Origin of the sequence: Virgibacillus necropolis, assembly GCF_002224365.1 — a bacterium.
Taxonomy (GTDB): domain Bacteria; phylum Bacillota; class Bacilli; order Bacillales; family Amphibacillaceae; genus Virgibacillus_F; species Virgibacillus_F necropolis.
On record NZ_CP022437.1, the window covers coordinates 482963 to 495607 of the forward strand.

The following is a 12645-nucleotide window of genomic DNA, read 5'->3' on the forward strand; positions in this document are numbered from 1 at the left end:
TTTGCGGAATCGGTATAGAGCTTGGATGAATTGTAGCGAATACTGATATAAACCAATCCAACCCCGTTCCACCCCCACTTCTTATCAAACGATGAAGAATCCGACTGCTAGGTACAAAACAGCTGCTATTCCAGCGCAAATGGAAGCGAATTTCAATTTATAGCGTGCATACTCAACAAGTGGCATATCTAGAATAGATGCAGTTGTAATCGTTGTGTCCCCGAGCGGTGACGCCAGTGCTCCAAATGCTCCACTTGCAAATACCGCTCCAACTGTTAAAGCTAATGATGAATCAGTAACCGTAGCAAGGGTGATTCCGAGTGGCATGAACAAACCCCATGTCCCCCATGAAGATCCGATAAAATAAGCAACAACTGCCCCGATTACAAAGATGACAGCTGGTATAGTAAAGGCGGGTAAAAATGACCCAAGTGTTGAACTGATAAATAAAGAAAAGCCAAGATCCTCTGCTACAAGTGACAATGCCCATACAAGCACTAAAAGAATAATTGCTTGCATCAGTCGATTTCCACCATCGAAAAAGTGATAAATCGTTTCGTCTATCGGCTGGCGACGCAGCATATAAAAAATAAAGGTGATAACTAAGGTGATAAATACCGCGAGTAGCATCACAAACGTCGCATCAGCTATTGAAAACGCCTGGAAGATGCTATCTGCTCCTTTTTCATTCCCGTCTTGCCATAATAAAAATAAGGAAAAGCCTAAGAGCAGAAACAATGGTACAATCAAATTCCAAGGCTGTGCTTTAACCATTGATAATTCCTTTTTACGGCCCATTTTGTGATAGTCAGGTTCCTCTTTTTTTGCATCATTAGATTGTTTTTTTGGTTCGTCCTCTTTTTTCGATGAAGACCAAAATGTTTGAACCAGTCCAAGTATCAACGTGACAATTGCAAAAAAGTTGAATGGAATACTTAGTAAAAAAATGTGATACGCAGAAGCATCAAGTTGGTGTTTTTGAATACCGCTATCCACTAGAGAAATCATAAAACCAACAAAAGCTGTTGCTACAGGCAGAAGTACAATGACAGATTCAGTAGAAACGTCCATCGTCATTCCAACTCTTTTCTTGGATAACTTCATCTTCTCCATAATAGATTTAATGACAGGGCCAATCATCATAATCCGGAACATTGGCATCATGAAGGTGAATGGAAGTGTTAGCCAGATTAAACTGAGTAATCCCCGTTGTGAGTGTATTTTACCGCCAATCCATTCAGAAAATCCTTTTATACCACCAGATATAGTCATCATGCCTACAAGCCCGCCAAACAAATAAAGAAATGCAATAATTTGGATGTTCGACTTATCAGATAAAGTGTTTACAACATATGTAACTGTTTCCTGTGCTCCACCTAATAGGTTTGCTTCAACGAGCAAGGCGCCAACTAGGAGGCCGAGAACAAGGCCGGGCATTATTTTTTTTAACCATATAGACATTGCAATAACGATTAAAAAGGGTATTATTGACATCCATGCGTTTTCCAAGTCATCCAACTCCTAACATTGATACCATGTCCTGTTTCTACGTTTTTATTCAAATTTATCGCAGTTTGGGCAGTAAAACCTCATGGCTTAAAAAATGAGGTTAAACTGAGAATTTTAGGTGGGGAATAACTGACCGTTCAAGCTAGGGTTGGTTCAATTCGCATTCAGTAGGGGAAAAGAAAATTCCAACTGAATGAAGTTTCACTTTATACTTCTTGATTCGATTGTTGTTTAGTATAATTGTATAAAAGGTAAAGACTAAAGAATAAAATAATCAAAAGGAAGGTGCGGGAATGTGGATTAGACATCCTTTTTTTAAATATGCAATAGGAACATTAATCGTTTTGCTCTGTATTTATTTCCTGGGAAAAGTAGACTTTTTTCTAAATCCGTTTCAAAAGTTGATTGCAATTCTATTCTTTCCAATTATTATATCTGGGTTGTTTTATTACATACTTAGGCCAGTAGTGGATTTGTTTTCTAAGCCGAGATATATGAATCGTTCTATAGCAATCATAGCTGTTTATGTGCTTTTTGCAGCTATGGTATTCTTGTTTATCCAGCTTGTTGGGACTAAAATTGTCGACCAGGCACAACAAATAACGGAACAGTTTCCATCACAAGTAGAGGATACAGTTGAACAAACGAAGAATTTAATTGAAAAAAATAATTTTGGTATGTTTTCGGTGGAAGAGATTAAACAAAAATCAATTACGTTTTTAAGTGATCTTGCACAAACGATTGGTAATAATATTACGGCGATCATTGGAGCAATTACAAGTGTGGCAACTGTTTTAATTTTAGTGCCGTTTATCCTATTTTACTTTTTGAAAGATGGAGACAAGCTCCTACCTTACCTTCTGAAATTTATCCCTAATAAGCATTTGGATGAGGGAGAACGAATATTAAAGGATATTGACCGTACGCTTGCATCTTATATTCTCGGACAGTTGACTGTAGGGTTAGTAGACGGTGTTTTAATGTATATAGGTTATATGATTATTGATCTGGATTATGCTCTAGTTCTTGCTATGTTTGTTATCATAACTGCGGTAGTACCATTGATTGGTCCTGCGTTAGGTGTTTTACCTGCAATCTTAATTGCGTTAATCCAGGATCCAGTGATGGTAGTATATGTGCTAATTATTCTTCTTATTGTACAACAGTTAGAAGGTAACCTTGTTTCACCGGCTGTTTTCGGAAAAAGATTACAGTTACATCCATTAACAATTATTTTATTACTTGTAGTAGCAGGAGCACTTTATGGGTTTGTAGGAATTTTAATTGCCATCCCACTTTATGCAGTATTGAAAGTTACTATAAAGAATTTTTATAAACTTTACCGTCTTCGCAAATCGTAGCCTAACATATTCATAGAATAAAATTTAATGTATAATGGACTAAAGAGTATACACGAAATGGGGGCATAGAATAAAAGATGAAATTAAGCCAATTAATAAAATCAATTGACAGTGTAAATGGTCTCGAAATCGAGGATATTGACATAAAAGGTATTTCTTATCATTCACAAAAAACTTCGAATGATAGTTTGTTCGTCTGTGTTAGAGGCTATAAAGTGGATGGGCACAACTATCTGCATGATGCCGTGAAAAAAGGCGCAAAGGCTGCTGTAGTAGAAGAATTTCAAGAAAATATTTCTATCCCCCAATTTCTCGTTAAGGATAGTAGAGTTGCGTTAGGGCAATTGGGAAATGTTTTCTATCAATGTCCATCTGAAAAGATGAAAATGATAGGAATTACTGCAACTAATGGAAAAACAACCACTTCCTATATGATGAACGCTATTTTAGAAAATGAAGGGTTAAAAACAGGGCTAATTGGAACGGTAGTAATAAAAACAGACGATGTTTCAATTGAATCAGAGCTTACCACGCCCGAATCATTAGATTTGCATTATTATTTAAATGAGATGGTAAAAAAAGGTGTTTCCCATGTGTGTATGGAAGTCTCATCTGCTTCCCTGCAAATGCAACGTGTAGATGCCGTTAACTATGATATCGTAGCACTTAATAATCTAACTCCTGAGCACGCAGAAACACATGGATCGTTTGAAAAATACGTTGAGGTTAAATCGAGGTTGATTAGAGAGGCAGATGAAAAGAGTATTGCTGTTCTTAACTTAGATTCTACATATTCGGCATCGTTAGTAAACCAAACGAAAGCAAAGGTTATTTCTTATGGTATTGATCATAAGAACGGATATATTCATTGTAAGAATGTAGATTTATCTACAGGGCGAGCTATATTTACAGTTGAAATTTTAAAGCCAATTCCTGTAGGTGATAACGAGGTTGAACCTAGCAAGTTTACTGTTGAGTTGGGAGTTCCAGGTATGCATTCTGTGTATAATGCTATGGCCGCCATTACCATTGGATTGCTTTGTGGTGTTTCCATATCAACCATTCAGCATACGCTTAAAGAATTTTCAGGTGTCCCAAGAAGATTTGAATTTATTTATGAGGATGAATTTATCATAATAGATGATCACTTTGCTAACCCAGGAAATATTGAAGTTACCTTGCAAACATTAGAACACATGGATTATGAGAATCTTCAACTGGTTTATGCGATTAGGGGACAAAGAGGACCTACAATAAATAAAGATAATGCAGAAGCTATTGCGGAAAGTGCGTCAAAGCTTAATATACGTGAAATTATAGCTACGAAGAGTTCATCTCATGTAACGTCAAAAGATGAAGTAACAGATGAGGAAATGGAAGCATTTATGGATGTAATGCAAAACGCAAATATTAGAGTGGATGTATATGACGAATTACCTGACGCAATACATGCAGCTCTTTCAGTAGCTAAGAAAAAGGATCTAGTTTTATTAGCTGGTTGTCAGGGAATGGATTATGGAGCAGGAATTGCTTTAGATCATGTATACAAAGATGACGTTAAGATAGAGGGCAAAGGTTAAGGTAATAGCCGTTCATCGTTCAGGCGTATACCAACAGTAAATAAACCAGCGTAAACTAACAAAGAATATTAACACCAACATGAGGAGCTGTAAAGATGTTATTAAACTCTATTGTACAGGGTCTTGAATTTGACACTATTAAAGGAGATTTAAACAAGGAGATTAGTACACTATCCTATGATTCCAAAGAAGTTATGGAAAATAGTATTTTTGTTGCTATTTCAGGCTTTGCAGTTGATGGGCATCAGTTTATCGATAAAGCAATCGAGCAAGGTGCATCAACAATTATACTCGAAAAAGATATGCTAATAGAACAGGATGTTACGGTTTTAAAGGTAATTAATTCACGGGATGCACTAGCCCGGGTTTCAGCTAACTTTTACCAAAATCCTACTGAAAAGTTAAATCTTGTTGGGATTACTGGTACAAATGGCAAAACCTCATCATCGTACTTTATCCAGTCAATTTTTGAACAAGCAAAACAATCAACGGGCTTAATTGGAACAATCGGAACGTTAATCAACAATAAGCTGGTGAAAAATAAAAATACAACACCTGAGTCGCTTAACCTACAAAGCACATTTTCCGAAATGACAAATGAAAAAGTTGACAATTGTATCATGGAAGTCTCATCCCATTCCCTAAATTTAAAACGCGTGGCATACAGTAACTTTAATACGGGTATATTTACGAACCTCACGCCAGATCATTTAGAACTGCATAATAATATGGACGATTATTTTGAAGCAAAGGCTGAGCTTTTTGATCTGACAAAGGATTTCAACATTATTAATGTGGATGATAAGTATGGCAGAAGGTTGATTAATCGAGTGAAAGACTATGAAACAACGTTGGTAACGTTTGGACTTGAACATAAAGCAGATATCTATCCAACTGATATACATTATTCTTTTGATAAAACTACGTATACGGTTAATACCCCCTCAGGAAGTGTTAAAGTTGCTGTCAATATTCCTGGTAAGATATATGTATACAATAGTTTAGCGGCGATTGCTTGTGCATATTGTAACGGTATTTCCCTTGAGGATATTCGGTATGGAATTCAGAACGTTAAAGGTATCAAGGGTCGATTAGAGACGATTTACAAAGAAGAAGAGTATAAGGTCATTGTGGATTTTTCTCATACTGAGGACGCATTGGAGCAAGCGTTAAAGACTATTCGTCCTTATGTAAAAGGAAAACTGATTTTAGTATTTGGTGTGTATGCAGATGAAAGTGATAAGGGACGAGAAAAGCGCGATGGAATGAGCCGCGCTGCTTCAACGTTTGCGGACTTTTCTGTTGTTACATCAGATAACCCGAAAACATTTGATCCATTGATGATTGTTCAAGATATTTCCCAGGCAATGGACCGCTATAATGGTAAATATAAAACAATTCTCGACCGCGAGAAGGCCATTCAGCACGCGATTGAGATAAGTGAAAAGGACGATACGATACTTATTGCAGGTAAAGGGCATGAAACAACACAAAAGGTTGGCAATCTAGAAATTCCCTTTGATGAAACAAAGATAGCATTAGAGGCATTACAGGAAAAGAAGCAATTTGTGGAGTTATAAAACAATAATCTTTTTGATACTATGTAACCGATCACGGGCATAAACATAGTAACAGGTTGAAAAAGTCCTATAATTTTTCATAGGGGGGATGGCGAATGAATCATCAGAAGGATAAGCGATTTGATGAGTTTTTGTCAGATTCTTTTAAGGATGGAGCTTGTATTAGGGAATTACGGTTAACAAATGCGGAATTGAAGTATGTACAACTCAAATTTCCAAAGTCCAAAGTAACAAAATTGCCCGAAAGCAGAAATCGTACCCCAAAAAAATTATGGTATGAAATACGGATTAAATAATAGTGAAAAGACCAGTTACTCTATCCTATGAGTGAACTGGTCTTTTTGTTACTTATCCTTATCTACATCTTTATCTTGTAATGCTTCTAGAGCAGACCGCTTCTTTTTTTGTTCCATACGTCTTTTCCGTAACCGCTCCACTATCTCTTTTCGATTTATATGGATTGTTGGTGATTCATACTCTTTAGATTCTTTAATATCACTGTTTGATGCTTTCATAAACGACCATGCTAGCAACAACATGATAAAGATAACTGGAAATCCGGCTACAATACTAGCAGTTTGCAACGTTTCTAGGTTTCCGATATACATTAAGACAAGTGGCAACAGACATAAGGTAAATGACCAGAATAAACGATTCCACCTGAGTGGTTCTGATTGTACTTCTTTTTGCACAACTGCAGCTAAAATATAGGATGAAGAATCAAATGTTGTGGCTAAAAATATGATAGCTAACACAGTAAATGCAGCTACCATAACTCCAGCCAATGGTAATTGGTGAAGGATAGCGATAATTGCGGCGGGTGCACCAAACTCGTTCATAAAGCTGATGACATCGAAGCTTCCACTTAATTGCAGATAAAGGCCGAAATTACCCATAATGCCAAAGAAAAGAATACAGCCGATTGTACCGTAAATCATGGTGCCTAATGTCATTTCGCGAATCGTTCTTCCGCGTGAAATTCGTGCGACAAATAACCCCACGAATGGCGCGTATACGACCCACCATGCCCAGTAGAAAACGGTCCATGATTCAGGGAATCCCGTTTCTGTAAAACCAGCTAAGTTTCGAAACGGTTCTAACCAGGTAGCCATTCGAAAAAAGTTGTCCATAATAATCCCGATGCTACTTATCGTCGCTTCGCTAATGAATACTGTAGGACCAGCAACAAAAATGAATCCTAATACCAATATAGCAAGCCATAAATTAATGTCACTTAACACTTTTATTCCACGTCGTAACCCAGAGTATGCGCTTATGGCAAAAATGACTGTACATAAAAGTAAAATACCCGTTTTTAAACCTAGCGTTACTGGGAGACCCGTCAGATCATGCACACCCTCTGCAATCATTGGAGTTCCTAAAGCCAAGGTTGTCCCTGCACCGCCCATTAAACCAAACATGAATAGAACATCGATGATAACTCCAAGTGGTCCATCGACAAGTCTGCCTAAAACTGGTCGAACCGCTTCACTAATTTTAAGTACTGGCTTTTTTCGAACATAATAAAAATAAGCAATCGGTAAGGCGGGAAGTGTGTAGATCGCCCATGCAATTGGACCCCAATGGAAAATGCCATAAGAGGATGCCCACTGAATTGCTTCATTTGACCTAGGTTCAAGTCCAAATGGTGGACCCTGATAGTAATAAGCCCATTCAATCATGCCCCAGTAAAGAATACTTGAACCGATCCCTGCAGCAAAAAGCATTGCTGCCCAAGAAAAAGAGCCGAACTCTTTTTCTTCATCTGCATTGCCAAGCTTAATTTGTCCATTTTTACTAAAGGCAACATAAAGTAGAAATACAAATGCTGCTAGACCCATTATGATATATAGCATTCCAAAGGTACTTGTCATAAAGTCATTTGCCATAGTTACAAATTTTGCCCCAGCCTCTGGAAAAAGGATGAGTGGAATAGAGACAGCGAGGATTAATACTAGCGCACCAATAAAAGTTGGCCAATCAATTAAACCTTTTTTCATATAGTAATTCAACCTTTCTCTCGTAAGTTCCGTTTGATAACTTAGTTTCCGCCAATGACATAAATAAATACATTGGGGGGTGAAGATAAGTGCATTAGTACATACTAACTTGGATAACTATTCAAAATATAATTGGCGTTCCGGAACGTACACGCTATTATTTCAAAAATAAGAAAACGATTGCGAGAACGACGATAGCTGTCATCGGTGGCGCAATTATCTATCGAAATCTAATTTTGATAAAAAAAGCTGTCTAGCCATTTGCGGCTAGACAGCTTTTTGTTCATTATTATCTGAGAAAATATTTTTTTACCCCATCCGTGATTGCCTGTGCAACGTTATTTTGGTATGCACTCGTTTGAATGGTGAACAAATCATTTGGGTTAGTGATAAATCCTAATTCCACTAAAACGGATAAGTCACTATTTTCTCGTAAAACATGAAAGTTCCCATAGTGGACGCCTCGATCTTGTAGTGCAACCTGTTGTCCAATTTTCTTTTGTATGGACGAAGCAAGCCCTTTGCCGCTTTCATAATAATACGTACCAATACCGTTTACGGCTATAAATGGATAGGCATTATAATGTAGGCTGATAAATGCATCTGTTTGAAATAGACTACTAAATTGTGTGCGCTCCTCTAGCGACAAGTATTGGTCGTCTGCCCGGGTAAGCTCGACAGTTGCACCTGCATCACGCAAATACTGAGCAATCTTTTCCGCTATTGATAATGTCAAATCTTTTTCTAAGACTCCATTGAACCCAATTGCACCAGGATCATTTCCTCCGTGCCCAGGGTCGAGCACAATAGTATAGCCCTCAAGTGAACCATTTCCGCTCTGTTTAGGCTTGTTTTGTGGCTCTTTGGTCGTAGATTTAGGTTCAGATTTAGGTACAGATTCAGGTGTATAAGTGTCTGTTAACCATGCTGCAATCCATCCAAATGAACCATCCTGAAGCATTACCTTATGCCAATCATTGGCAGTTTTAATTTTCGTATATGTATCTCCTGATGTTGCAAAGCCAATAATTGAATCGTCAGTGCTAGGGCCGCTACGGACATAGACCCCGTTTGTGTTAACGGTCACTGTTTCACTTATTGTTAGGCTTGAATCTTGTTTGGTGTTTTCTACGGGGTACAAATATTGTGATGCGACCCATGCTGTTTTCCCGCCATAATACGTTTGTACCCACCCATGCTGTTCATTAAAAACAACTACTTGATCACCTGTTGTTAATTGTCCCAAAATTTCTGCGTCATGTGATGGGGCAATCCTTACATGAAGAGATGATGTTCCAACTTCGTACGTTTGGCCCTCATGAGCGTCAACGATAGGTGAAATAATGATAGATAATAGCAATAAGCTTAATCCGATGAATAAAAAGCGTATACTCTTCATTTTATCCTCCTTTTGGTAAACATATGTAATAGATTATCTCCTATTATACAAAATACTAAACTGGTTGTGGGGAAAATCATGCAAATTGACTATAATTTTATAGAAGATTCATCCAGTTAATTGGGAAAGTAGGTAATACGATGTATATACAATCATTTAACTTAATTAACCAATAGGGTTAATGCTACAATTAAATCTGAAAATGAAGAATTGAGGTGGGAAAATGCTTGCAAATTACGCAGTAGATGATCTTGCAAAAAAGATAAAAACAAGGGATCTTTCACCAATTGAGGTGATGAAATATTATATCAATCAAATTGAGAAACATAACAGTCAAGTTAATGCTTTTGTGACATTGAATCCAAACGTAATGGACGAATCAAGGCAGGCAGAACAGGATGTTATGGAAGGGAAATCTTTAGGAGTTTTACATGGTGTGCCCGTTGGAATCAAGGATTTAACGCCAACAAAGGGGATTCGAACTACTTTCGGGACAAAGGTTTTTGCTGATCATGTACCAGATCGTGATGCGACAATTGTCGAGCGTTTAAAAGCGGCTGGAGCTATAATCATTGGAAAAACAAACACGCCTGATTTTGGTCATAAAGGAACAACAGACAATTTGTTGTTTGGTGCAACAAAAAATCCATGGAATCTAGATAAAACTGCAGGCGGATCTAGTGGTGGATCTGCAGCCGCAGTTGCTGCTGGGATGGTTCCGTTTGCTGAAGGAAGTGATGGGGGAGGATCGGTACGTATTCCTGCGAGCTTTTGCGGGGTCTATGGTTTTAAACCATCTTATGGTAGAATTCCGATGGACAATAGCCTAGTCAATGCATTTGGTACAAATAATCCTTTCGTGAATCATGGTCCGTTAACTCGAACTGTTCGAGACGCAGCCCTATTTGTTGATGCCACGCAAGGGCTATCAACGACAGATCCATTTTCCGTTCCTCGGTTTGATAGGGCTTTAGTCGATCAATTAGAAGGAAGTTTAGCTGGTGTAAAAATTGCTTATACGAAAGACTTTGGGATGTATACAGTAGATAAAGAGGTACTTCAAGTAATCGATCAGCAAGTAAAAAGGCTACAAGAGGTAGGAGCAGAAGTAGAAGAAGTATCGATGGATTTCGGCATGACCTTACATCAATTCCTTGGATTTTTTAAAAATACATGGTACGCATCTGCTTCAGCAGGCAGTGCAGCGATGTTGCGCGATTACCCTGAACTACTTACGCCATCCTACCATACGATGATTGAACGAGGATTTGACGTGTCAACAAGCGAGTATATCGGCTATCAGAAAAAACGGACAGTTGTATGGAGAGAACTTCAAAAACATTTTGAGACGTTTGATCTTGTCATGTCTCCATCACTTTCTATTCCAGCGTTTGATTATCAGTTGTTAGGGCCCGAAGAGATTGAAGGAAAAAAGATCGAAGCGGATTCAGATTGGATGATGACTCACATCTATAATATGACTGGCTTGCCAGCGGCCTCCATTCCAGCAGGATTTACGAAGGGCGGATTACCGATCGGTATGCAGCTTGCTGGAAATCGGTTCGATGATGGACTAGTACTACGAGTAAGCCATGCTTATGAAAAATTAATTGGTGGATTCCCATTTGCTAAATAGAGAAAAAGTGCTACAGTTTGGTTGCACTTTAATGCTGTCCAGTATCATGACCTTATTAAATGGTATTGTGGATCAACTTTCCCTTTTTCATTAAGGTTGTTTTCTAAAAGATTGTTGTTTTTGACACAAAACCTATAGATTACGACGTAAGTGCTGGTTGATTTCCGCTGCGGGCAGTCGCGCACCTTAGGGCGGCTGGTGAGCCTCCTCGTGCTCCGCACTGCGGGGTCTCACCTATGCCTATCCTCCCGCAGGAGTCGACTGCCCTCCGCTCCAATCAACTGCCATAAATTGAAGGCTATTTTATAATAAAAGCAACCAGTGATCAAGTAAATTGAAATTGTTAAGCACAAACCCAGTGAAGGAAATCCACGGAGACGCCTGTGGGAAAGCGAAGTGGATTTCCGGAACGATTGACCAACCACCAAAACCAGCAATTACGTCGCATTTTATATTAACTTCGGTGGTATGAGCAACAAACTATACGAAAAAAGCCTTGATTAAAGTTCTACCGAAATTTGTACTACTTGTTGAGTAAGACATAGAGGTTTCATTCTGTTAAACTATAACTAGGTTCATAATACATATATAGCAGGTGTTTCCGTGGATGCATTCATCATTTTTTTCATCATTATATTAGTTGCTTCGATTCTCCAAACGAGTACTGGATTTGGTTTTTCCATTATGGCCACTCCCTTTTTACTTTTATTATTTGAACCGCGCGAAGCCATCCAAATCAACTTAATATTGTCATTAATTATTTCACTTTCTCTAATTATGAAAATAAAACAGGATATAGATTATGGAATCCTGCGGCGTTTTATGATAGGTAGTTTTGTTGGATTACCAATTGGAATCAGCATTTTTTTGTCGCTAGATATGACCGTGCTAAAGCTTTTTGTTAGCGTACTTATTTTGGTTTTGACATTTTTATTAATCTTAAAATATCGGATTAAACAGACAAACATTCGTGATTTTACGATTGGAGGATTATCTGGAGCATTCACAACTAGCATTGGTATGCCAGGCCCTCCTATATTATTGTACTTTTCTGGAACGAACACATCGAAAGAAGCGCTCCGTGCAACAACGCTTGCTTTTTACCTTTTTATTTATTTTGTAAGTCTAATCATTCAAATTATCTTTGTTGGGACTTCAAAAGTTATTTGGGTATCTAGCTTGGAAGGTCTACCGATGGTAATCGTCGGGTTAATCACTGGTCAGCTTTTATTTAAACGGATTAACCAGCACATATTTCGAATGATGACATATGTCTTATTGTTATTTACAGGATTATATTTGTTACTTCAACAACTTTAAAAATGGACATGCGATATGTGTGAATGTACGTTTCAAAGAAGACGCGCGATTAATATACTAAAGTAGATAATGTTCTTTAGGATCAACGGTTAGCCTTCCGAACGGAGGTGGTGCCTTGTGAGTTTATATGAAACATTTATGGTGCTAATTGGATTTGGTTCTTTGTTGATTGCCTTACTGGCGTTGGTCATTACCCTGATCAATAGGATCAATAGAAAATAGACCTCCCAATTACCTGAAAAAGTAATCGGAAAGGTCTA

10 protein-coding genes are annotated in these 12645 nt (G+C 38.0%); 7 read left to right on the top strand and 3 right to left on the bottom strand.

Features of this window, described 5'->3' with window-relative positions; genetic code table 11:
- Positions 1-84: 84 nt before the first annotated feature.
- Positions 85-1509: a Na+/H+ antiporter NhaC family protein gene (locus tag CFK40_RS02490; RefSeq protein ID WP_193433351.1), complete on the bottom strand. Its 1425-nt coding sequence runs from the start codon at positions 1507-1509 to the stop codon at positions 85-87.
- Positions 1510-1802: 293 nt separating this feature from the next.
- On the opposite strand from CFK40_RS02490, the gene CFK40_RS02495 reads away from it, so the two are divergent.
- From CFK40_RS02495 to CFK40_RS02510, 4 genes are all read left to right on the top strand, one after another.
- The gene (locus tag CFK40_RS02495; RefSeq protein WP_089530517.1) at positions 1803-2870 is read left to right on the top strand and encodes an AI-2E family transporter; all 1068 of its coding nucleotides are present in this window, start codon (positions 1803-1805) and stop codon (positions 2868-2870) included.
- A gap of 77 nt (positions 2871-2947) precedes the next feature.
- Positions 2948-4450 (top strand): Mur ligase family protein, encoded by a 1503-nt coding sequence (locus CFK40_RS02500; RefSeq protein ID WP_089530518.1) that lies wholly within the window; start codon positions 2948-2950, stop codon positions 4448-4450.
- Between the two features lie 95 nt (positions 4451-4545).
- Positions 4546-6030, top strand: a complete 1485-nt coding sequence (locus CFK40_RS02505) for a UDP-N-acetylmuramoyl-L-alanyl-D-glutamate--2,6-diaminopimelate ligase (RefSeq protein WP_089530519.1) — start codon at positions 4546-4548, stop codon at positions 6028-6030.
- A 95-nt stretch (positions 6031-6125) separates the two neighbouring features.
- Positions 6126-6326 (top strand): hypothetical protein, encoded by a 201-nt coding sequence (locus tag CFK40_RS02510; protein WP_089530520.1) that lies wholly within the window; start codon positions 6126-6128, stop codon positions 6324-6326.
- Positions 6327-6374: 48 nt separating this feature from the next.
- Here the strand turns inward: CFK40_RS02510 and CFK40_RS02515 are convergent, their stop codons facing one another.
- The gene (locus CFK40_RS02515) at positions 6375-8030 is read right to left on the bottom strand and encodes a BCCT family transporter (RefSeq protein ID WP_089530521.1); all 1656 of its coding nucleotides are present in this window, start codon (positions 8028-8030) and stop codon (positions 6375-6377) included.
- Positions 8031-8319: 289 nt separating this feature from the next.
- A complete protein-coding gene (locus CFK40_RS02520) occupies positions 8320-9429 on the bottom strand; it encodes an N-acetylmuramoyl-L-alanine amidase family protein (RefSeq protein ID WP_089530522.1) in 1110 nt (369 codons plus the stop codon).
- Positions 9430-9652: 223 nt separating this feature from the next.
- Between CFK40_RS02520 and CFK40_RS02525 the strand changes: the two genes are divergently transcribed.
- The 3 genes from CFK40_RS02525 to CFK40_RS02535 all read left to right on the top strand — a co-directional run bounded on the left by CFK40_RS02525 (position 9653) and on the right by CFK40_RS02535 (position 12607).
- Positions 9653-11065 (top strand): amidase, encoded by a 1413-nt coding sequence (locus CFK40_RS02525; RefSeq protein ID WP_089530523.1) that lies wholly within the window; start codon positions 9653-9655, stop codon positions 11063-11065.
- Between the two features lie 603 nt (positions 11066-11668).
- Positions 11669-12385 (top strand): sulfite exporter TauE/SafE family protein, encoded by a 717-nt coding sequence (locus CFK40_RS02530; protein ID WP_089530524.1) that lies wholly within the window; start codon positions 11669-11671, stop codon positions 12383-12385.
- Positions 12386-12523: 138 nt separating this feature from the next.
- Positions 12524-12607 (top strand): putative holin-like toxin, encoded by an 84-nt coding sequence (locus CFK40_RS02535; RefSeq protein WP_264371401.1) that lies wholly within the window; start codon positions 12524-12526, stop codon positions 12605-12607.
- The last annotated feature ends 38 nt before the right edge of the window (positions 12608-12645 follow it).